The following is a 21,095-nucleotide window of genomic DNA, read 5'->3' as shown; positions in this document are numbered from 1 at the left end:
CTTGCGGTGGGGCGCGATGTTGAAAATCAACCGACTTGTACAGTGGTCGAGACCGCTGTCTTCCGAGTTGTACAACATTCAAGTGCCCGATTGTGCCGGGCGTAGCGATACCTATAGTCTCAGATATGTTCATCTTTCTTACCATAGTGTTACTGATCGCAGGCGGGGTCGGCTATTACGTCTGGTCCAAGAGACAGGCCCGCGCGGCGCTGTTGGCGACGCGTCTGACCTCGGATCAACGGGACATCATTGATCAGCAAGTTCCCATCATCCGGCGGCTGCCCGCCGGGCTGCGCAGCCACTTGGATGGCAAGGTGAACCTGTTTCTGGATCAAGTGAGCTTCTACGGCTGCGACGGGTTGGAAGTGACTGAGGAGATGGAGCTGTCGATTGCGGCGCAGGCCTGTTTGCTCGTGATCAATAGCGACATTTGGTATGACAATCTGACGACCATTCTGATCTATCCCAATGCGTTCAAGTCAAAGCAGCAGCGGCGCTCGGGCTATGTCGTGTCCGAGAAGGAGATCGTGCGGACCGGGGAAAGCTGGGATCGCGGACCGGTCATTTTATCATGGGCACACAGCCAGCAGGGCGCTCTGGATGATCGCGACGGGCAGAACGTAGTGCTGCATGAATTTGCGCATCAGATCGATGATCTGTCCGGGGGTACAAATGGCGTACCGATCCTGAGTGAAGGGCAGACATTCGCGGAATGGGAAAAGGTGTTCCTGACCGCCTATGACGCGCATGTCGATGCGGTTGAAAGCGGGCGGCGGACAGTCATCGATCCGTATGGTGCGACCGGGCATGAAGAGTTCTTTGCCGTTTCGGTTGAAGTGTTCTTTGAGCGCCCGAAGGCGCTGAAGCACGAGGTGCCCGAGGTCTATGAGCAGCTTTCGAAACTGTTCCGGCTGAACCCGGTGGAGTGGGCTTAGCGCGCCAAGTTTAGTCGGAAGCGCATCTTGGCTTTCCGCTCGGCAGGTAGGTGGCGGTTCAGGCGTTTGTTGACCCTTCCGAAGCCCCAAACGATGACCAGCGTCAGCAGGATGAAATAGAACGCCAGAATCGGGTAGGGGATGAACGGGTTGAACGTCTTGTCCGCGAAGTAGCTGGCGTAGTAGAGCGCGTCGCCCCGTTGTTGCCAGGCCGGGAAGGCCGAGAAGAAGACCAGTGTGGTGGACTGGAAGACAAAGATCGCTTCGTTCGTATAGGCGGGCCACGCCAGCCGCAGCATTGTGGGCCAAACGATACGTCGGAAGCGCGACCAACCGGACATGCCATAGGCGTCGGCGGCTTCGATATCGCCCTTGGGGATTGAACGAAGGGCGCCATAGAAGATCTCACCCGAATAGGCGGAAGTATTCAGGAACAGCACGATCAGCGCCCCCAGCCAGGCCGAGGTGAAGGCGTCGAACATCGGATAGGGCTTCTTCAGCGAAAGGAAGAAGAAATAGGCAAAGAAGAACTGGATGAACAGCGGCGAGCCGCGGAACAAAAAGATGAACCACTCGGACGGTTTACGCAGCCATTTATTCGACGAGGCTTTGCCGACGGCCAACGCGGTGGCGAGGAAGAACCCCGTGACCATCGCCATGATCCCGAAATAGATATTCCAGATCATGCCCGAGCCGATCAGCGTGAAGTGCTCGCACAGGGTGAAATCGGTTTTGGGCAGCAGGCGTTCCCCGAAGCCCAGCGAACGGAGGCCGTAGTCTTGAATGGTCTGGATGCAGCTCATGCGGTGGTCTCCTTGCGCAGAAGCTCTCCGCCCGATGTGGCCTGACCATGGGACAGGCGGCGCATCAGTTTCTCAAGCCCGATTTCCGAGACGCGGGTCATGCCGAGGTAGAAGATCAGAAGGGCGAGGAAGTACCACATGCGCCAGTCGCCATGAGGGTAATCGGTAAAGCGGGATGTTTTTGTGCCGCCTAACTCGCGCGCCCAATAGACGATATCTTCGATGCCCAGCAGAAACAGCAGTGGCGTGGCCTTGATCAGCACCATCCACAGGTTCGATAGGCCAGGCAGGGCGTAGACCCACATTTGCGGCACCAGGATACGCCAAAAGGTCTGGCGGCGTGTCATGCCGTAGGCTGCGGCCGTCTCAAGCTGGGCGTGTGGTACAGCGCGCATGCCGCCGAACAGGACGTTGGCGGCAAACGCGCCGAACACGATAGAGAATGTGACGACGGCAAGGAAGAAGCCGTAGGTTTCATGCACCCATTCGGGTGCAGTGCCCAGCGGCAGCTTGGCGGCCTGACAGACGATGAAGTCGTTGCCCTGCCGCACCGGATCGGTCCATTCGGGGCAGAGCACTTTATGGCGCAGCCATTCAAAGCCCTGATCCAGAGCGATCACGAAGAACAGAAAGAAAGCGATATCAGGCACGCCACGCACGATGGCGATATAGGCCTTACCCAGCCAGCTAAGCGGTGGGAAATGCGATCGCGCTGCCATAGCGCCGGCAAATCCGAAGCTCAGGGCGACCGGGGCGGTGACGGCCAGCAGACCCAGCACCTTGAAGAACGACAAGTAGAACGACCAGTGGACGCCATTGGTCAGATAGCACGAGAACCAGCGGAACGTGCCCAGCGTGTCAGGATCAGCGCAGTAGGAGAACATAAGGCGTCTTTCGAACGTCTGGCCGGTCTCAGGTCCGGCAGGTCCGGCGCGCGCACGCGCCGGACAATTGGACGGAGGGCTTAGTTGGTTACGACCGAGCCGTCTGTGTTGTATGTAGCGATACCTTCGCCAAACCATTTGACCAGCATCTCGTTGAGCGTGCCGTCTGCCTTCATGGACGAAATCGCGTCATCGAACTTGCCGCGCAGTTCTGCGTCGCTCTCGCGCAGGCCCATGCCGATGCCACCGCCCAGCGGGACAAGATCGCCGACAAAGACCAGCTCGCCACCGGATTCCTCAACAATCGGGACCAGGAAGTCATAGTCCGCCAGCACAGCATCCGCTTCGCCATTGCGCACCGCGGCGATGGTTTCTTCGGGGGTTGCGAATTCGACCAGAGTCGCGCCGGATTCAGCAACGTGACCGGCCTGAATGGTTGCGGTCTGTGCAGCGACGATGCCACCTTTCGTGTCAGCGCCATCTGAAGCAGCTACGTAAGCTGAGGCGGTCGGCGGGTAGTAGTTCTGGGTGAAGTCGATGACCTCATCGCGTTCGTCAGTGATCGACATGCCGGCGATGATGGTATCGTAGTTGCCCGAAACAAGGTTCGGAATGATCGAATCCCAGTCGTTCTTGACCCATTCGCATTCCAGACCAGCGCGCTTGCACAGCTCGTCGCCAACTTCACGCTCGAAGCCGTCGATCTCACCAGCGTCATTGATGAAGTTGTACGGAGGGTAGGCGCCCTCGGTGCCCATGCGCACAGTTTCGGCCATTGCGATACCGGCGGTCAACGCCAGCGCTGCGGTGGTCAGAATCAGGTTTTTCATGAGTTACTCCCCTTTATTGGTTCTGTCCGTTGGTTAAGCCGCCTGAGTGGCGGAGAGAAAGCCCTGAAGCCGTTCGGATTCAGGGGCAGTGAAAATGTCTTCGGCTGAACCCTCTTCTTCGATCAGGCCCTGATGCAGGAACACAACGTGGCTGGAGATATCCGCAGCCATCTTCATGTCATGGGTCACGATGATCATGGTGCGGCCTTCTGCGGCCAGATCCTTGATCACTTTGATCACTTCCTGTTCCAGTTCGGGATCGAGCGCTGAGGTCGGTTCGTCAAACAGCAGCGCCTGAGGTTCCATGCACAGCCCACGTGCGATTGCGGCGCGTTGTTGCTGTCCGCCCGATAGTTGCGCCGGATAAACGTCGCATTTGTCGCCGATGCCGACCTTCTCCAGATATTTGCGCGCGCTGTCTTCGACCTCGGCCTTGTCGCGGCCCATGACAGTGACCGGAGCCTCCATCACATTCTGCAGGATGGTCATATGGGCCCACAGATTGAACTGCTGGAACACCATCGACAGATTTGTGCGGATGCGCAGCACCTGCTTGGGATCGGCGGGACGGCGATGATTGTGGCTGCCAGTCCAACGGACGGGCTCGCCTTTGAACAGAATCTCGCCCTCTTGGCTGTCTTCCAACAGATTGCAGCAGCGCAGCAGGGTAGACTTCCCCGAACCGGATGATCCGATCAGCGACACGACGTCGCCGCGATGCGCGGTGATGTCCACGCCCTTGAGCACCTCGAGTTGGCCAAAGCTTTTGTGCAGGTTCTTGATCTCAATGACGGGAGCGGCGTCTGTCACGGGCAGTCCAGATATGATTGGTGTTGGTGCGGTAATAGGGCTGAAAAATCGGGCTAATGCAATGCGCAATTGACAAGTTCACGCAGCGAAATTGCCAAATCGGGCGGTCGCGCTGTCTAAACTGTCAGTTTGTTGGGCGCATTGTGTGACTCGATGCACCATTATCGACAGGTCAGCCAGATCAATCTCTTGATTGCGGCCCAGAGATTCAGGTCACAGGATTCCGGATCAACCGAGGTGATCCTCAGCGAAACCAAATTTATTGAACTGGCTTGATCCAATCACCAAAACTGTTTGAATTTGGGAATAATTCGTTTTGAGTTAAAGATTGAAATATACGAATTCAATTCACGTAAGGGGCTTCTTGTGATCGCGCTATTATTTACATTGTTCGCCGGCACGATGGTGCTGGCATACTTTAAGCTGGTCAGAATTTCATACGCATTGTTCGTGCTGACGCTTTTGGCGAGTGCCTACTGGCTGAAGTTTCACGCCACGACCCCCTTAACGATTCAACTGTGAGGTCGTCCAATGTCACCTGAATTTGCTCGTAACATGAATGCGATTGGTGCACTGGCGGTTTGCCTGGTTCTGGTGCTTGCCTTCTACTTTCAGCTTGTCCTTTACGAACTGCCCTGTCCGTTATGTTTGCTCCAACGCGTGGGATTCGTGGCCGTTGGGTTCGGGCTTGCTCTGAACCTGTTGTGGGGTACGCGCGCCAGAAACTATGGCATCGTGCTGGTGGCGGCGATCTTTGGGATCAGTGTTTCGATCCGCCAGATCCTGCTGCATATCGTGCCCGGAACAGGGCACTACGGCTCCCCGGTTCTGGGCCTACACTTCTATACCTGGGCGGGAGTCGCGTTTGGTTTGATCATCCTTGGCACCGCAATCATGCTGGTATTCGAGAAGCAGTATGATCTTGCGTCGGACGTTCGGGCAACCGAACGCTTCGGAGGAAGTACATTGGCCAAAACAGCGTTTTTTCTGATTTTGGCATTGGCCGTCGCGAACGCTGGTTCGGCGCTTTTGGAGTGTGGGCCTGGCATCTGTGACGATCCGCCGACAGACTACAAGTTTCTGAATGAGCTTGAAGGCAGCGATTCATAGCGCTGACAAAGCCCGAAGGCTTGCCGGTTGATCAGACCTTCGCCGCCTTTTGTCTTGCAAGCGCCGAATCCACATCGCTCACGCCGAGCAGGCTGACGACAAGGCGTAGCAGAGAATCCTCTTCACCGCTGCGGTGCCCATCCGCCAGTGCGACCGACCACATGGCCTGCACAACGGCCAGGCGGTCGTCATAGGCGATGGCCTCTTTGATGGCGCGAGTAAAGCGGACGGTGTCGGGCGCCTCGGCTTCAAGGTCTTCGGCGCGGGCGCGCAGGGCTGCGGCCTCAAATGGCGACAGGCCGTAGCGTTCGGCCGAGATGCGGTCGATTCGGGCCATTTCGGTATCGGCATAGTCGTTGTCGGACCGAGCGATACGCACCAACAGGGCGGTGAGGGCCAGACGGGCATCATCTTCGACAAGCGGGTCGGGCTGCGGCTGCGTGAGCCGGGACAGGAAATCACTGAACATAAGCGTTTATATAGAGATAGCCTAGGTCGCTTCCAAGCGGCTTTGTATCCGCTCGCGTGCCGCTTTGCTGTCGTTGAAGCTGAGGCCCATGGCAATGCGGGCTTCTTCGACGATCTTGACCTCGCCCTCGTCCGAGTTGCCATCGGCCAGCACGACCTCCCACAGGGCGTCAAGCGCGGCCAAGCGTTCCTGAAGATCGGTGGTTTCGCGGATCAGTTTGCCGAATGTATCTGTTTCCGGAGCAGCTGCGTGCAATTTTTCGCAGGTGGCGCGGACCTTGGCGGCCTCGATCGCATTGTGCTGGTAAAGTCGCGCAAGAATGCGGTCGATCAGGCTGATCTCTTCCAGCTTGTAGTCGCGGTCGGCCTGCGCGACACGTACCAGCAATGCCCCCAGGGCCAGTTCGGCATCAGGATCGGGCAGTTTGTCATGTTGCGGCGGCCGAAAGGCCTGGAAGAATTTTTTCAACATATCGGCAGGATATTCCGTAATTCGAGGCGCGCCAAGCGGTGCTAGCCCTCATAGCCCTGAATAATCACAAGATCGCCGGTCGAAACCGGATCGCGCAAGGCCTTGGCGGCTTGATAGGCATCGCTTTCATAGCAGGCCAGCGCCTGTTCATAGCTGGGAAATTCGATGACAACGGTGCGGGCGCGAGCCTTGCCTTCGGGCTCGCTCCTCTCGCCGCCGCGTACAAGAAACTTGGCCCCGTAATCGGCGAATGGGGCCGCATTGGCAGCAATGTAAGATTTGTAGGTTTCAATGTCGTCTACATCGACATGGGCAACCCAGTATCCTTTGGCCACAAGGTGTCCTCCGCTGGTATCGGATGCAAGGTGCGGAGGAACAGGTTGAAATGCAATCCCCTAAAAGTGGATCATCCACCGGATTGCAGCGCGGCGCGTGCTGAATCCTGTAACCAAGCGGTCATTTGCCGATAGGGAACCGGGCCATAGCTGATCCGGGCCACGCCGAGTTTCGCCAGCGTCGGCGTGTCAGGCGTGCCGGGCAGGGCGATGATGTTGACCGGCAGGTCGGTGGCCGCGCAAAGCTGGCCGATCATGGATTCGTCTTTCAGGCCCGGCGCGAAGAACCCGCTGGCTCCGGCATCGGCGTAGGCTGCCGCGCGGGCCATGGCGTCATCCAGCATCGCTTGATCATGCGTGTCCGGAGCGGCTTTGAGGAAGATGTCAGTGCGGGCGTTGATGAAGGCGGGAACACCGGCCACGTCACAGCTTTCGCGCATCGCAGCGACACGCGCTGCCTGTGTTTCGATGTCATAAAGATCTTTAGTTCCAACGACCTGATCTTCGAAGTTAAAGCCGATTACACCGGTTTCCAGCGCGCGTTTGACATTGGCCGATATGCCAAAAGTATCCTCGGCATAAGCGCCTTCGAGGTCCATGGTGACCGGTATATCAACCGCCTCGACAATGCGGCGAGCGTTGTCTAACGCCAACTCAAACGGGATGTTCTGGCCGTCCGAAAACCCCTGCGCCATCGCGACCGGAGCACTGCCAGTCGCCAGCGCTTTGGCCCCTGCATCGCGTACAGCGACGGCGCTGCCGGGGTCCCAAATGTTATAGAGGATGACCGGATCACCCTTCTTGTGCAGGGCGGCAAATGTTTCTGCTTGGGTAATCTGATCGGTCATGGCCGGTCTCCTGTCGCTGCTATGGCGGCAGTTAACCGTGCAAACCGCCGGCGCGTAAAGATATTTCGCGCCGACTGGTACAAATCTGTTATCGGCCCGTGATCAGACCAGACGCGAGGTGTCTTTCGCGGCGCGCACGAATTCGCGGAACAGGGGGTGCGGGTCGAAGGGTTTGGATTTCAGTTCCGGGTGATACTGAACACCAATAAACCATGGGTGATCCGACCATTCGACGATTTCCGGCAGGCGACCATCCGGGGACATGCCCGAGAAATTCAGGCCTGCCTTTTCCAGTTTGTCGCGGTACTTGATGTCGACCTCGTAGCGGTGACGGTGGCGTTCCTCAATCTGGGTGCCGCCATAGACTTCCGCGACCTTCGAGCCTTCGGCCAGAACCGCATTATAGGCGCCCAAACGCATGGTGCCGCCCTTGTCGTCTCCGACTTTGCGTTCGACCTTGTGGTTGCCCTGCACCCATTCTTTCAGGTGGTAAACAACGGGTTCAAAACGCTTTTTGCCAGCCTCGTGGTCAAATTCCTCGGACCCGGCTTCGGTGATTCCCGCCGCGTTGCGTGCGGCTTCGATCACGGCCATCTGCATGCCCAGACAGATGCCCAGATAGGGCACTTTGTGTTCACGCGCATATTGAGCGGCCTTGATCTTGCCTTCTGTCCCACGCTCGCCAAAGCCGCCGGGGACGAGGATGGCGTGGAAGCCTTCCAGATGAGGTGCGGCGTCTTCGTTGTCAAACACCTCGGCATCGACCCACTCGATCTTGACGCGGACGCGGTTGGCCATGCCGCCATGGGTCAGGGCCTCGGCAATTGACTTATAGGCATCTTCAAGCTGGGTGTATTTGCCGACGATGGCTACTTTCACTTCGCCTTCGGCGTTGTGGATGCGGTCGCTGACGTCTTCCCATTTGGCCAGATCGGGCTTGGGGGCCGGGCTGATCTGGAATGCGTCCAGAACCGCCTGATCCAGACCTTCACGGTGATAGGCCAGCGGGGCGTCGTAGATGGTGCTGAGGTCTTGTGCGGCAATCACGCTGTCGGGGCGGACGTTACAGAACAGGGCCAGCTTTTCGCGTTCTTTAGTTGGAATCGGTCCCTCGGACCGGCAAACCAGAATGTCAGGGGCTAGACCGATCGAGCGCAACTCTTTCACCGAATGCTGGGTTGGCTTGGTTTTCAACTCGCCCGAGGCTTTGATATAGGGCAGCAGCGTCAGGTGCATGAAGATACACTGACCGCGCGGCTTGTCCTGACTGAACTGGCGGATCGCTTCAAAGAAGGGCAGGCCCTCAATATCACCTACGGTGCCGCCGATTTCGCAGAGCATGAAATCAACCTCATCCTCGCCAATGGCGATGAAATCCTTGATTTCGTTGGTGACGTGCGGGATCACCTGAATGGTCTTGCCGAGGTAATCTCCACGGCGTTCTTTCTCCAGCACGTTGGAATAAATCCGCCCCGAGCTGACCGAGTCGGTCTTGCGTGCCGCCACACCGGTGAAGCGTTCGTAGTGGCCAAGGTCCAGATCGGTTTCAGCGCCGTCATCGGTGACGAATACTTCGCCGTGTTCGAAGGGCGACATGGTGCCCGGATCGACGTTTAGATAGGGGTCCAGCTTGCGCAGACGCACCGAATATCCGCGGGCCTGCAACAGCGATCCCAACGCCGCCGAAGCCAGTCCTTTGCCCAAGGACGAAACCACACCACCAGTGATGAAAATAAAACGCGCCATGTTTTTCGGCTGCTCCCGTGAGACGTCATTATTAGCTGCCCGGCGGTTCGAAAAAACCGCTGCATCACGGGACTTCACGTATAAAGGATTCGCGCACATAGCGCAAGAGAACCGCAAGATGCTGTTGCAGTTCCCTTATGAATTTCTAGGTTTTGTGGCTTAGTCGCCAGCCTGCGGGATCAGCGGAGCATTGTCGCCTTGCGCCGGCGGCAACAATTCATCTGCCGATGGGACTGCCGGAGCGCTTTCCTCAGCCGGGGCCGGGGCAGGCACGCCCAAACGGTCAATCACTGAGCTGCCAGAAGATTTCTGGGCCGCCAGAATCGTCAGCGTGATCGAGGTGACGATAAAGCACGCGGCCAGGATCCATGTCAGCTTGCCCAACGCCGTTGCTGCCGCGCGGCCCGTCATGGCCCCGCCGCCACCGCCACCCATACCAAGGCCGCCGCCTTCGGAACGTTGCATCAGCACAACGACAATCAGGCCCAAGGCCAGAAGAAGGTGGATGATGAGAACGACGTTTTCCATGGTGGTCCTGTACAGCGTGGCGTGTATCGCGTGGTACTTATGCAAGTTTGCCAGCGGGGGCAAGTCACGAGTTGGCATCACGTGCGGTGATGTTTCATATCACACCAAAGAGACTGGACAGAGCGCTGTTCTGTCGCGCAGGCTGCGCCTCATGCCACATGATGATCACGACCACCCGCACGCCCTGTTGCCTCCCGAACCCGCGCTGCGCGTCAAAGCGCTTGAGACGATTCTGACCCGCAAGGGTCTGATTGATCCTGCAGCGCTGGATGAAATCATCGATACTTATCAGAACAAGATAGGTCCACAGAACGGCGCGCATGTTGTTGCAAAGGCTTGGAGTGATCCCGATTTCAAAGCCTCACTGCTGGCAGACGCCACATCGGTCGTGGCCGATCTGGGGTTTTACGGTCGTCAGGGTGAGCATATGATGGTCGTCGAGAACACGCCTGAACAGCACAACATGGTCGTCTGCACCTTGTGCAGCTGTTACCCGTGGCCGCTGCTAGGAATTCCACCCGGCTGGTACAAATCTGACGCTTACCGCGCCCGCGCCGTGCGAGAGCCGCGCAAGGTCCTGTCTGAGTTTGGCGTTACCTTGCCCGAAGGCACTTCGGTCCGCGTTTGGGATTCGACGGCCGAAATTCGTTACCTCGTCCTGCCGATGCGCCCAGAGGGCACAGAAGGATTGAACGCGGACGAATTGGCGGCGCTGGTCACCCGCGACAGCATGATCGGCACTGGGCTACCCAAGGTGCCGTCATGACGCGGGTCCATGATATGGGAGGGCGCTTTGGTGATGGTCCGGTGAGCCCGGAACCCGAAGACGCGCCGGTGTTTGCCGAAGACTGGCACGGTCGGGCGCTGGCGGTAACGCTCGCTGCGGGGTTTCTGGGGCAATGGAATATCGATGTCTCACGTCACGCGCGGGAAAGGTTGTCTCCTACGGACTACGCGCGGTTTTCTTACTATGAGAAATGGATGTCCGGTCTGGCTGATCTTCTGGTCGAAAAGGGTGTCCTGACGCTTGATGATTTGCGCGGTGTTGACGGGGATGGTGTTCATCCTCTGACTGAGCGTACCCTGAAGGCTGACGCCGTCGCAGGCGCCTTGGCCAAGGGCGGACCCGCAGATCGCCCGTCGAACGTCGCAGTTCGGTTTCAAGCCGGACAAGCAGTCCGAACCTTGGGCCAGAGCGCCAATCGACTGGTTGATGGCGGCCACACCCGGTTGCCGATCTATGCCGCGGGTGCAACGGGTCGCATCCTCAGGCTGCATGGCACTCATGTCCTGCCGGATTCCAACGCCCATGGGTTGGGTGAAGCCCCCGAGCCGCTATATGCGGTCGTGTTTCCCGCCTCAGAGCTTTGGGCAAACCCCGAGCATCCGGCGGATGAGGTCGTGCTGGACCTCTGGCAGTCTTATTTGGAGCCCGCATGAGCGATTGTATAACTCACTCGGCCCCCGAGCCGGTTTTTGCTGAGCCCTGGCACGCACAGGTTTTTGCGGTCACAGTGGCCTTGAACGAAGCGGGCCGGTTTGATTGGCCGGACTGGGCGGAACGGTTTTCCAATACTTTGAAACGGAACGGCCTCAAAAAAGATCTGGATGGTGGGGACGATTACTTTCACGCTTGGTTGGAGACCTTGGAGGCGCTGCTGGCTGAGCAGGGGGAAGCGCCCACTGATGATGTCCAGGATCTTCGCAATGCATGGGAAGAGGCTTACCTGACAACACCCCACGGTCATCCCGTACAATTGCGCTAAAAGCAGAGGGGGCGCTGCCCCCGCCGCCCGTCCGGGCGACTCCCCCGAGGTACTTTTGGCCAGATGAAGCAGGGGATCCGCTCTTCATCTGGCCAAAAACACCTCCGCCGGAGGCATCGCGCGCAGCACGATTTGTATCTGCGGCGAAATATCGGTTTCCCTGCCGTCTGTGCCCGGCTATATGAGCCGGGTTTGAATATTCAGCGCAAAAGGACCGGATATGGCCAACGTGGTTGTTGTCGGCGCCCAGTGGGGCGACGAAGGAAAAGGCAAGATCGTCGACTGGCTCAGTGAGCGAGCGGATGTGATCGCGCGTTTTCAGGGTGGACATAATGCCGGGCACACGCTGGTCATTGAGGGTGAGGTTTACAAACTGCATGCGCTACCTTCGGGCGTCGTACGCGGTGGAAAGCTGAGCGTGATCGGTAACGGGGTCGTTCTGGACCCTTGGCACCTGATCAAAGAGATCGGTACCATCCGCGCGCAGGGAGTCGATATCACGCCCGAGACGCTGATGATTGCCGAGAACACCCCGCTGATCCTACCGTTCCATGGCGAGCTGGATCGTGCGCGCGAAAGCCAGAACTCGGTGGCCAAGATCGGCACGACCGGTCGCGGGATCGGTCCATGCTATGAAGACAAGGTTGGTCGGCGTGTAATCCGGGTGGCTGATCTGGCTGATGATGCGACGCTGGCGCTGCGGGTCGATCGGGCTCTGGTCCATCACAATGCGCTGCGTAATGGGCTGGGGTTGGAACCTATTGATCGTGACGCGTTGATTGCGCAGTTGAAAGAGATCGCGCCGCAGATTTTGCCTTTCGCAGCACCGGTGTGGAAGGTGCTGAACGAGAAGCGCAAGGCAGGCAAGCGAATCCTGTTCGAAGGCGCACAGGGTGCGCTGCTCGATATCGATTTCGGGACCTATCCGTTTGTGACATCGTCGAATGTGATTGCGGGCCAGGCCTCGACAGGCGTTGGGATTGGGCCGGGTTCGATCGACTTCGTTTTGGGCATCGTCAAGGCGTACACGACCCGCGTGGGTGAGGGGCCTTTCCCAACCGAATTAGACGACGAAGATGGCCAGCGCCTGGGCGAACGGGGGCATGAGTTCGGCACCACGACGGGGCGCAAACGCCGTTGTGGTTGGTTCGATGCCTGTCTGGTACGCCAAACCTGCGCGACCAGCGGCGTGAACGGCATCTCCCTGACCAAGCTGGATGTGTTGGACGGGTTCGAGACGCTGAAAATTTGTGTCGGGTATGAGCTGGATGGCGATCGTCTGGACTATCTGCCGACCGCCGCCGACCAGCAAGCACGTTGCACGCCGATTTACGAAGAGATGCCGGGCTGGAGCGAATCCACCGAAGGCGCGCGCAGTTGGGCAGACTTGCCTGCGAACGCGATCAAATACGTGCGCCGCGTCGAGGAATTGATCGAATGTCCGGTCGCCCTTTTGTCCACCAGCCCGGAGCGGGAGGACACCATTCTGGTGACCGACCCGTTTGCAGATTGATGAGCAGCAACGACAAACCCGGCCTCAGCTATAAGGCACGTCGGCGGTGGTCATTGGTGCTGCTGCTGATCGGGCTCCCCATCTATATCGTTGCGGTTGTGACAATCGTGAACTGGTTGGATCGCCCGCCGATCTGGCTGGAACTTCTGGTATATGTCGCGCTTGGCATTGTCTGGGCGTTGCCGTTCAAATTTGTCTTCCGCGGGGTGGGCAAAGAGGACCCGGATCAAGATCAAAGCTAAGCCGCCCGATTGTCTTGGTGTCTTCTGCGTGGCACGATGTTTGCGACTTTCTTTCGCGGCAACCAGAGGCAGACAGGGCATGAAAAACCGGGTATTAGCGGCGGTTACCACAACATGTATCGCGAGCAGCGCTCAGGCCGATGATTGGCGCTATACCATTGCGCCTTATTTCTGGGGGCCGGAATTCAGAACCTCACTGGACGTGGGACCAAACCCGCCGGTGAACGGGGATACCTCGATCTTCGACATTCTGAAGGGCGCGTTCCTGATCGCTGGTCAGGCCCGAAATGGGCGTTGGACCATTGGTGGTGAGTTCAATTATCTCAATTTGGGTGACGATGTCTCGGTCGGTCGGTTCGACGATGCAGCCAGTTGGGATCTTGAGGGCACGATGGTCTCACTGGCGGCCAGCTATGCGGTCTATCAGGATGATCGGTCACGGTTGGAAGCGTTGGCCGGGCTGCGCCATTGGGACCTGGATGTTTCGACCACCGTGCTGGATCGCACCTTCAGCACAGATCAAAGCTGGACCGACCCGTTGATCGGCGCACGCTATAACTACGCGCTGAATGACCGCTGGAGCCTCACAGCGATGGGCAATATCGGCGGCTTCGGTTATGGCTCGGAATTCCAGTGGGAGGCGCTGGTGCAGGCTAGTTGGAAGTGGCGTGAGAATATCAACGTTGCGGGCGGGTATCGCCATCTGGATGTTGAGTTTGAAGACGGGCGCGATGTGATTGATCTGATCCTGACCGGCCCTTACGTGGCGCTGGCGTTCGACTTCTGAACTTGATTGGCTTTTTGGCTGCCAGCCAAGGAACGAAAAAGGGCCAGAGTTTCCTCTGGCCCAATTTTGTCTTGAGGGGGTATTGGGGGATCTTGGAGTCAGCCAGCGGCACGCTCGTCGTCGTTCGGGCGGAACCCGATTTGGGTTGAGGCGGCAAAACGGCCACCTCCGGCCTTTTCGATCTTGCCGTCCCGCAGCAACTGACCGAATGAGCGCAAGCTTTCTTCGCGGTTGAACGAGTCCTGCTTGAGCGAGCGAACCTTGTTCATCAGCTGTGGACGTGAGAACTGCTCCTGACCTTCGATGAAGGACAGATAAGCCGCGGCAGCTTCCAGCAGGTCGAGTAGTGATTGGGCACCCTGTTCTTGCGCAAAGGCTGCAAAACCACCTTCTTCATCTGCAGATTCCTCGTCCGCCGAGGTGACACGGCGCGGTGTCACCGGGCCGGTGTCAGCCGTTTCGGTATCCACCCGCTGTTCAGCCACCAGTTTCAATGGTGCGGCAGCATCCGGGGTGGGGCGTTCACTGGTGACCTCGATCTCGGGTCGGCGTGGATTGACGACCGAGGCCAGATCACCGCGATAATCATCCTCGGGGGTCTGAGATTTGTCTGCGCCATCTTCGCGGTCTGCTTCGGTTGCAGCAACGGCAGTGCGCAGGTGAGAATATGTTTCGCGCTGGCCGCTGGTGGCAGGATCATCCATATGGGCGCCCGCTTCGTCCATCAGGCGCGAGACGTCCTGATCCAGACCCGTCATATCGGGCAGCTCAGCCGTCGTGTTTGCCGCCAGCTCGGATTCTACCAGCGCCATTTCGTCAAGCAGCAGCGCCTCATCCTCGGCCGAGATGACGCCATGGGCGAGGCCGGTAAGATCCGGTGTTGTTTCATCTTCGTCGGTGTTGTCCTGGTCATTCAGGATGTTTGAGGGGCCTTCGTCTTCAGTTTCAGATTCGTCGTCGAGGTCCGAGAACAACACGTCCTTGTCCGTGACATCGGCTGCCGGCTGTTCGGGCGCTTCGTCCTCGTCTTCAAGTTCGGCAGTGATCGCCGGTGAGATGATCGGGGCTGGTTCGACTTCGTCCTGCTCGTTGGTGGCAGGTGCGATAGGTTCTTCGTCCTGAACGGGCAGCTCAGCGATGGTTGCCATTTGCTCAGGTTCAGCAGGCTGTTCGACCTTCGGGGCCGTTGCCGGAGCGTCGTCCGCGGCCGTGTCTTCCAGATCGGTCGGGCTCAGCGCGCCGGACTCAAAAGCGGCAGAAATTGCATCGACCTTTGGCTTCACGGGCTGCAGATAGCTGACGTCTTCGTCTTCAGAGTATCCGGCAGGGGCAGCATCGGAATGCGAAACAACAGCCCGGATTCGCTGCAGCTTGGCTGCGATGCTGTCAGCGGCGGGAGCATCTTCGGATTGCGGAGCAGACTGAGCAGGGGGAACAACATCCGCGACAGGCTGAACAGGTTCAGGTGCTGTGGCTGGCGCAATTGCAGCGGGGGTCGGTGCTGCAACCGGGGCGGTTTCCGTTGCGCGCAGCAACAGGCCGGTCTCGTTCTGGCTGGCTTCAACCTTCTGTGCGGCGTCCCGCTGTGCGATCCGGGTCAGCATCTCGGCGTCAGGCTGAGGAGGTTCCGATCCGAAGTATCGGTCATCCGCTGCAAGGTCCCGGAAATACTCGGCGATCGCCTTCATTGTTTCAAATGAATCGTCAAAGCCTTCGAGGGTGCACGAGAAGGTGCCGTATGAAACGGTGAGTACCTTGTTGTTCTGTACCATCAGACGCATGTCCTTTACAAACTACCAGGTCGATTACCAGACACAGCAGGGGCAACCGACTCGAAACTCTAGCCATGAAGCTATCATTTTGTGGTTTCATTATGTCCAAAACTGGAAATTATGGTCAATCTTGTGGAAAATGGGGCAATTGTTCGCTCTGGCGGGCCAATCGGGCTGTTTGGTGGGGGCGAAATCTGTTCAGAGGATGTGAATCTGGTGCTAAATCGCGTCAATTCTGCCGTTGCGGCGGATGGCGGTGCGGCTGCGTTGATTGATTCGGGACGGATGCCGGACGCAGTGATCGGCGATTTGGACTCGATTACGGCAGAATATCTGGCCCGGATTCCTAAGGATCGGTTGTTCCAGATATCCGAGCAGAACAGCACCGATTTTGATAAGGCGCTGCGCAATATGGATGCGCCTGTGGTGCTGGCAGCAGGATTTCTGGGCGCGCGCGTGGATCATCAGTTGGTGGCGTTCAATACACTGGTTCGGTTGCAGGATCGGCCTTGTGTCCTGTTGGGCGCACGAGAAATTGTCTTTCATGCGCCACCCAGGATCAGTCTGGAGCTCACAGCAGGAGACACGGTTTCATTGTTTCCGCTGCGGCGGGTGACCGGGCGCAGCGAGGGGCTGGAATGGCCGATTGATGATCTGGTGCTAGAACCGGACGGGCAGGTCGGAACCTCAAACCGAGCGCTAGGCGTGCTAAAGCTTGAGGTCGATGGACCCGGGTTGCTGACGATCCTGCCGCGCGCGGCGTTGGATCTGGTTATGCAGGCGTTTCAGTCGGGCCGGACCGAGCGTTGGCCCGCTCGTGCAGGATAACGTAGAGCCCGGCGGCGATGGTGATGCCGATGCCTAGCGCGGCCAGCCCGTTTGGCAGATCGTGGAAGATCAGCCAGCCGATCAGGGTGGCGACCGGAATCTCTAGATATTGCATCGGGGCCAGAGTCGCAGACGGCGCATAGCGCAGAGACCATGTCATCAGCAGATGCGCCACGGTGCCCAGCACACCGATCCCCAGCAGCAGCCAGAGCGTCTCGGCCGTGGGCATGGTCAGGGACATTGCGGGCAGGCCGATTTGGGAACCCAGCAGGACAATCGGAAGCAAAAAGGCGGTCGCCATGGCCCCCGATACAGCCTGCAGCGCAACCGGGTCGGTTTCCTTGGCGATCTGCCGCGTAACCAGCATGAACAGGGCGAAGACCACTGCGACGATCAAGGGCAACAAGGCAGGCGCGCCCACTTGTGCAAAGCTGGGTTGGATGACCAGCAAGGTGCCGATGAATCCCACGACACAGGCGACCAGACGTCGGGGGCCGACCTGTTCGCCCAGAACGTATTTGCCCAAAAGCAGCATGATGAAAGGCATTACAAAGGCGATGGCCACGGTATCGGCCAGCGGCATATATTGCAGCGCTGTGAACATCGCTGCGATCCCAATGATGTGCAGAAGGGTGCGGATCATCGTCAGGCGCAAAACGCGCGGCGTCATCTTCCATGGCTTGCCGGTCATCGCGATCAGTGGGATCAGGATCACCGCCTGAACAGCAAACCGAACCAGTACCAGCAGTCCCAAAGCTGTGGTTTCACCCAACAGCTTTGCCATCCCGTCACCCAGCGGTGCGAGCACGCAAAAACCGAGCATCAATATGATGCCGAGAACGGGGCGATCCTGAGTCATGTGCGCGACGCTAGCGGTTTCGCGGCAGAGGGGGAAGCTCTGATCTCAGGTGTCGGGCAGGGGTTGGACTTTGGTGTAATCCGGGCCGATGCAGGTGGGCAGGCCGTCACCAAGCTGCAGCCAGCTAAGCTTTTCCTCGTGCGCGACATGCAAGGTCGGGCTGAGTACTTCGGGATTTTCCAGTGTCGCGACGTAGAGGTGCATCACATCCGACATCACCGTGGACCGGAAGGATATCGGCGTGCCGCAATGGGGGCAGAAACTGCGCTCGACTCCAGGTGAGGAATTGAAGCGTTTCGGCTGCTCACCGGTCCAGCGCCAATTGCCGTCGCGCACGCCGAAATAGGTGGTCATCGGAGCGGCGCATTGGCGACGGCAGCTGTCGCAATGGCATGTGACACAGGACAGAACCGGAGGGTCAACCTCGTATCCAATCTTGCCGCACAGGCAATGTCCGCGCATGTCACCCCACTTGTTCTTGCTGTCAGATCAGCAGTTCGGCACGTTGACGGCCAACCCGCCCAAAGAGGTTTCCTTGTATTTCTCGTGCATATCCTCACCGGTCTGGCGCATCGTTTCAATGGCCGCGTCCAAAGGCATAAAGTGCTTGCCGTCGCCGCGAAGCGCCAGCGATGCGGCTGAGACGGCCTTGATCGCGCCCAATCCGTTACGCTCGATACACGGCACCTGCACAAGGCCCGCGACTGGGTCGCAGGTCATGCCAAGGTGATGCTCCAACGCGATCTCGGCGGCATTTTCAACCTGCTCAGGCGTACCGCCCATCACGGCGCACATGCCTGCCGCAGCCATGGCTGACGCGCTGCCAACCTCGGCCTGACAGCCCGCTTCAGCGCCCGAGATCGAAGCGTTGAACTTGACCAGACCACCGATGGCGGCGGCGGTCAGCAGGAAATCCTCGACATGGCTTTCGGACGCGCCGGGCACGTGATCGAGGTAATAGCGCAGAACTGATGGCAGCACGCCTGCCGCGCCATTTGTAGGGGCGGTGACAACTTGCCCACCGGCTGCGTTTTCCTCGTTCACGGCCATGGCGTAGACGCTCATCCAGTCGTTGATCGTATGCGGGGCATTCAGGTTCATGCCGCGTTCCGCCAGCAGGGCATCGTGAATGCCTTTGGCGCGGCGGCGCACGCTGAGACCACCGGGCAGGATGCCATCCGTTTTTAGCCCACGCTCGATGCAGTCATTCATGACCTTCCAAAGACGCGCGGTGCCTTTGGCAAAGCTATCCGCGCAACCGCGCGCGATCTCATTTTCGCGCTTCATCTGAGCGATGCTTTTACCGTTGTCTTTGGCCATTTGCAGCATTTCGGCGGCGGATTTGAACGGGAAGGGCACAGGCGCACCTTCGTCAGTTGCCTTGCCTTCGGCCAATTCCTCTTCCGTAAGAACAAATCCTCCACCGATGGAGTAGTAGACCTGACGCAGGATGACATCGCCTTGTGCGTCAGTGGCCATCAGGATCATACCATTGGCATGACCGGGCAGATTGTTGTCGTAGTCGAAGATCAGATCGGCTTTGGGATCAAAGCTCAGCGTCGGCAGGCCTTCGGGTGTCACCGTATGGGATTCTGCGATAGCTGCCAGTGTGGCTTCGGCCTTGTCGTTGTCATAGGTGTCAGGCACAAACCCGGCGAGGCCCAGAATGGTAGCGCGGTCGGTGGCGTGGCCGACGCCGGTAAAGGCCAGCGAGCCGTGCAACGAGCCGCGCAGGCCCGAAAACTCGAACGGTGAGGCGCGCATCAGGTCAAGGAATCGTGCGGCGGCCACCATCGGACCCATGGTGTGGGAAGAAGATGGGCCGATGCCCACCTTGAACATATCGAAGACAGAGAGAAACATATCAGGTAGCTGAGCCTTCTGGAGGGTTGGCGTAGGTCGGCGAGGTGAAGGGAGTGACCCCCAGCCCCTCGGCGGCAATAGCTGCGCGGGTCGACGGGTTTGATTCTAGCTGCATCAGGATTTTTTGCAGATAAGGCGTGTCGGCGAGTTGATACCAGCTGCGGTCCGCCTTAGCGGGATAAAGCGCCATCCAGCGCATCATGCAGGCGACATATATCGTCAGGACTGAAGGGTGATCAGCACTGAACCAGTCGGGCGCTTTTTGGGCTTGAGCATCCAGCAGATTCAGGTGCTGCCGCAGCCGCGGGTGGATGCCGGAGCGTAGTGTATCGGCTTGATCTGCCGCGATGTATTTTTCGGCATAGAACAGGATTCGCAGATCGGCATGCAGGGTATTCGAGGCGAAGAACAGCCACTTCAGGAATGCCGCCCGATCAGGGCTGACCTGTGTCGGGGCTAATTGCCCATGCGTATCAGCCAGCCACAGCAGGATTGCGGCGGTCTCGAAGATCGGACCCTGGGGCGTCTCCAGCACCGGGATCAGCCCGTTCGGATTCAACGCCCGATACGCCGCACTATTCTGTGCATCACGGGCGCGATCGACCAGTATGGTCTCATAGGGTAGGCCCATCTCTTCCAGCGCCAGTCGGATCACCAGCGAGGCGTTGTCGGGGGCGTAGTGCAGGCGGTATGGCGATTCCATGGCGACTATCTAGGGGGTCTGGCGATCACAATAGAGGCTGATTGCGACGTTTCCTATCGGAAACGCGTATTTCAGCGACATGTTAGCACAGGTATGGCGTGTTTTGCCTCTCGCAGTTGCGCGGGGCATTCCGTATAAGTCTGGCAGTATTCTTGGGGGAAGCTGCCATGACCAGAGACTTGTCGCCCATCGACAAAGCGAAATACGTTGCTGCCTGTCGCGCCGCCGATCTTGTTCAGGACGGGATGCGTGTGGGATTGGGGACAGGCTCGACCGCCGCATGGTTGGTGCGCCGCCTGGGTGAACGGGTGCGCGATGGAGGGTTGAAAATCAAGGGCGTTCCGACATCGACCGCGACGGCGCAATTGGCGCGGGAAGAAGGGATCGAGGTCGTCTCGCTGGATCAGGCCGGCTGGTTGGACCTTACAATCGACGGCGCGGATGAGTTTGATGGCGAGTTCAACCTGATCAAGGGCGGTGGTGCTGCGCTGTTGCAGGAAAAGATTGTGGCCACAGCCAGCGATCAGATGGTGGTGATCGCGGATGCAGGCAAAGAGGTTGAGACGCTGGGCGCATTCCCTCTGCCGGTTGAGGTGATCCCGTTCGGCTGGCAGACCACCCGCACCCTGATTGAAGAAGCGCTGGACACAATGGATGTGCTGGGCACCTCGGTCACTTTGCGCATGAACGGTGAGGCGCCCAAGGTTACAGATGAGGGCAATCACATTCTGGACCTGCATCTCAAGCGGATCGGCAATGCCCGCCAATTGGCACTGGTAATGAATCAGATCCCGGGTGTGGTCGAAAATGGGCTGTTCATTGATATTTGCGACAAGGTTGTCATTGGTTATGGCGATGGCCGGGTCGAATTGCGTGATATCAATGAGGGTACAGTCCTGACCGATATGCTGGGTGACGGTGGGGACAACCTGTTTTCCGATCTGGCGGACTAAAGATCAGGCAAGTAGCGCGATAAACTGCAGAAGAAAAATC

At 58.5% G+C, this 21,095-nt stretch carries 26 protein-coding genes; 11 read left to right on the top strand and 15 right to left on the bottom strand.

Going from position 1 to position 21,095, the window contains the following annotated elements; all coding sequences use genetic code 11:
• Positions 1-125 precede the first annotated feature (125 nt).
• Positions 126-935 carry a M90 family metallopeptidase gene (locus AC2TEM_RS04180; RefSeq protein ID WP_480856004.1) on the top strand — a complete coding sequence of 270 codons (810 nt, stop codon included), beginning with the start codon at positions 126-128 and terminating at the stop codon, positions 933-935.
• Here AC2TEM_RS04180 and AC2TEM_RS04175 read toward each other — a convergent pair.
• The 4 genes from AC2TEM_RS04175 to AC2TEM_RS04160 form a co-directional block, all read right to left on the bottom strand.
• The gene (locus tag AC2TEM_RS04175) at positions 932-1,738 is read right to left on the bottom strand and encodes an ABC transporter permease (protein ID WP_170393602.1); all 807 of its coding nucleotides are present in this window, start codon (positions 1,736-1,738) and stop codon (positions 932-934) included. The two genes, AC2TEM_RS04180 and AC2TEM_RS04175, sit on opposite strands and share 4 nt — an antisense overlap.
• On the bottom strand, positions 1,735-2,622 hold the full coding sequence (locus AC2TEM_RS04170; RefSeq protein ID WP_170393600.1) for an ABC transporter permease: 888 nt from the start codon (positions 2,620-2,622) through the stop codon (positions 1,735-1,737). The genes AC2TEM_RS04175 and AC2TEM_RS04170 overlap by 4 nt, the downstream gene beginning before the upstream one ends.
• Positions 2,623-2,702: 80 nt before the next feature.
• Positions 2,703-3,452, bottom strand: a complete 750-nt coding sequence (locus AC2TEM_RS04165; RefSeq protein WP_170393598.1) for a transporter substrate-binding domain-containing protein — start codon at positions 3,450-3,452, stop codon at positions 2,703-2,705.
• A 33-nt stretch (positions 3,453-3,485) separates the two neighbouring features.
• Positions 3,486-4,262: an ABC transporter ATP-binding protein gene (locus tag AC2TEM_RS04160; RefSeq protein ID WP_170393596.1), complete on the bottom strand. Its 777-nt coding sequence runs from the start codon at positions 4,260-4,262 to the stop codon at positions 3,486-3,488.
• A gap of 366 nt (positions 4,263-4,628) precedes the next feature.
• Here AC2TEM_RS04160 and AC2TEM_RS04155 point away from each other — a divergent pair, with 366 nt between their 5' ends.
• Both AC2TEM_RS04155 and AC2TEM_RS04150 read left to right on the top strand, forming a co-directional pair.
• Positions 4,629-4,784: a DUF5993 family protein gene (locus AC2TEM_RS04155; protein WP_480790422.1), complete on the top strand. Its 156-nt coding sequence runs from the start codon at positions 4,629-4,631 to the stop codon at positions 4,782-4,784.
• A gap of 9 nt (positions 4,785-4,793) precedes the next feature.
• Positions 4,794-5,372 (top strand): disulfide bond formation protein B, encoded by a 579-nt coding sequence (locus tag AC2TEM_RS04150; RefSeq protein ID WP_170393594.1) that lies wholly within the window; start codon positions 4,794-4,796, stop codon positions 5,370-5,372.
• Positions 5,373-5,403: 31 nt separating this feature from the next.
• On the opposite strand, the gene AC2TEM_RS04145 is transcribed toward AC2TEM_RS04150, so the two are convergent.
• From AC2TEM_RS04145 to secG, 6 genes are all read right to left on the bottom strand, one after another.
• Positions 5,404-5,841: a tellurite resistance TerB family protein gene (locus tag AC2TEM_RS04145; protein WP_170393592.1), complete on the bottom strand. Its 438-nt coding sequence runs from the start codon at positions 5,839-5,841 to the stop codon at positions 5,404-5,406.
• A gap of 21 nt (positions 5,842-5,862) precedes the next feature.
• Positions 5,863-6,312 (bottom strand): tellurite resistance TerB family protein, encoded by a 450-nt coding sequence (locus AC2TEM_RS04140; protein ID WP_170393590.1) that lies wholly within the window; start codon positions 6,310-6,312, stop codon positions 5,863-5,865.
• 41 nt (positions 6,313-6,353) lie between these two features.
• On the bottom strand, positions 6,354-6,647 hold the full coding sequence (locus tag AC2TEM_RS04135; protein ID WP_170393588.1) for a DUF1330 domain-containing protein: 294 nt from the start codon (positions 6,645-6,647) through the stop codon (positions 6,354-6,356).
• Positions 6,648-6,718: 71 nt separating this feature from the next.
• On the bottom strand, positions 6,719-7,495 hold the full coding sequence (locus AC2TEM_RS04130; RefSeq protein ID WP_170393586.1) for an isocitrate lyase/PEP mutase family protein: 777 nt from the start codon (positions 7,493-7,495) through the stop codon (positions 6,719-6,721).
• Between the two features lie 102 nt (positions 7,496-7,597).
• Positions 7,598-9,241 (bottom strand): CTP synthase, encoded by a 1,644-nt coding sequence (gene pyrG / locus AC2TEM_RS04125; RefSeq protein ID WP_170421030.1) that lies wholly within the window; start codon positions 9,239-9,241, stop codon positions 7,598-7,600.
• Positions 9,242-9,400: 159 nt separating this feature from the next.
• On the bottom strand, positions 9,401-9,769 hold the full coding sequence (gene secG, locus AC2TEM_RS04120; protein ID WP_170422417.1) for a preprotein translocase subunit SecG: 369 nt from the start codon (positions 9,767-9,769) through the stop codon (positions 9,401-9,403).
• A gap of 151 nt (positions 9,770-9,920) precedes the next feature.
• Here secG and nthA point away from each other — a divergent pair, with 151 nt between their 5' ends.
• From nthA to AC2TEM_RS04090, 6 genes are all read left to right on the top strand, one after another.
• A complete protein-coding gene (gene nthA / locus AC2TEM_RS04115; RefSeq protein WP_170421032.1) occupies positions 9,921-10,535 on the top strand; it encodes a nitrile hydratase subunit alpha in 615 nt (204 codons plus the stop codon).
• The gene (gene nthB, locus AC2TEM_RS04110; RefSeq protein ID WP_170421034.1) at positions 10,532-11,209 is read left to right on the top strand and encodes a nitrile hydratase subunit beta; all 678 of its coding nucleotides are present in this window, start codon (positions 10,532-10,534) and stop codon (positions 11,207-11,209) included. The genes nthA and nthB overlap by 4 nt, the downstream gene beginning before the upstream one ends.
• The gene (locus AC2TEM_RS04105) at positions 11,206-11,535 is read left to right on the top strand and encodes a nitrile hydratase accessory protein (RefSeq protein ID WP_170404914.1); all 330 of its coding nucleotides are present in this window, start codon (positions 11,206-11,208) and stop codon (positions 11,533-11,535) included. Before nthB ends, AC2TEM_RS04105 begins: the two co-directional genes overlap by 4 nt.
• 220 nt (positions 11,536-11,755) lie before the next feature.
• A complete protein-coding gene (locus AC2TEM_RS04100) occupies positions 11,756-13,048 on the top strand; it encodes an adenylosuccinate synthase (protein ID WP_170393577.1) in 1,293 nt (430 codons plus the stop codon).
• Positions 13,048-13,290 carry a DUF2842 domain-containing protein gene (locus AC2TEM_RS04095; protein WP_170393574.1) on the top strand — a complete coding sequence of 81 codons (243 nt, stop codon included), beginning with the start codon at positions 13,048-13,050 and terminating at the stop codon, positions 13,288-13,290. The genes AC2TEM_RS04100 and AC2TEM_RS04095 overlap by 1 nt, the downstream gene beginning before the upstream one ends.
• Before the next feature lie 79 nt (positions 13,291-13,369).
• Positions 13,370-14,077, top strand: a complete 708-nt coding sequence (locus AC2TEM_RS04090; RefSeq protein ID WP_170421036.1) for a YfaZ family protein — start codon at positions 13,370-13,372, stop codon at positions 14,075-14,077.
• Positions 14,078-14,175: 98 nt separating this feature from the next.
• On the opposite strand, the gene AC2TEM_RS04085 is transcribed toward AC2TEM_RS04090, so the two are convergent.
• On the bottom strand, positions 14,176-15,849 hold the full coding sequence (locus AC2TEM_RS04085) for a midas domain-containing protein (RefSeq protein WP_170421038.1): 1,674 nt from the start codon (positions 15,847-15,849) through the stop codon (positions 14,176-14,178).
• A gap of 120 nt (positions 15,850-15,969) precedes the next feature.
• Here AC2TEM_RS04085 and AC2TEM_RS04080 point away from each other — a divergent pair, with 120 nt between their 5' ends.
• On the top strand, positions 15,970-16,677 hold the full coding sequence (locus AC2TEM_RS04080; RefSeq protein WP_170421040.1) for a thiamine diphosphokinase: 708 nt from the start codon (positions 15,970-15,972) through the stop codon (positions 16,675-16,677).
• Here AC2TEM_RS04080 and AC2TEM_RS04075 read toward each other — a convergent pair.
• Genes AC2TEM_RS04075 through AC2TEM_RS04060 form a run of 4 tightly spaced genes read right to left on the bottom strand, consistent with a single transcriptional unit; the run spans position 16,622 to position 20,102 of the window.
• Complete coding sequence (locus tag AC2TEM_RS04075; RefSeq protein ID WP_170421042.1) at positions 16,622-17,536, bottom strand: DMT family transporter; 915 nt, start codon at positions 17,534-17,536, stop codon at positions 16,622-16,624. The two genes, AC2TEM_RS04080 and AC2TEM_RS04075, sit on opposite strands and share 56 nt — an antisense overlap.
• 45 nt (positions 17,537-17,581) lie before the next feature.
• A complete protein-coding gene (locus tag AC2TEM_RS04070; protein WP_170421044.1) occupies positions 17,582-17,998 on the bottom strand; it encodes a GFA family protein in 417 nt (138 codons plus the stop codon).
• Between the two features lie 27 nt (positions 17,999-18,025).
• Complete coding sequence (locus AC2TEM_RS04065; protein WP_170421047.1) at positions 18,026-19,399, bottom strand: L-serine ammonia-lyase; 1,374 nt, start codon at positions 19,397-19,399, stop codon at positions 18,026-18,028.
• A 1-nt stretch (position 19,400) separates the two neighbouring features.
• Entirely contained in the window at positions 19,401-20,102 is a 702-nt protein-coding gene (locus AC2TEM_RS04060; RefSeq protein WP_170393562.1) for a glutathione S-transferase family protein, read from the bottom strand.
• A 167-nt stretch (positions 20,103-20,269) separates the two neighbouring features.
• On the opposite strand from AC2TEM_RS04060, the gene rpiA reads away from it, so the two are divergent.
• Positions 20,270-21,055 carry a ribose-5-phosphate isomerase RpiA gene (gene rpiA, locus AC2TEM_RS04055; protein ID WP_170421048.1) on the top strand — a complete coding sequence of 262 codons (786 nt, stop codon included), beginning with the start codon at positions 20,270-20,272 and terminating at the stop codon, positions 21,053-21,055.
• The last annotated feature ends 40 nt before the right edge of the window (positions 21,056-21,095 follow it).

It is taken from the genome of Ruegeria sp. HKCCD3925 (assembly GCF_057221175.1).
This window is presented reverse-complemented; position numbering and strand designations above follow the sequence as displayed.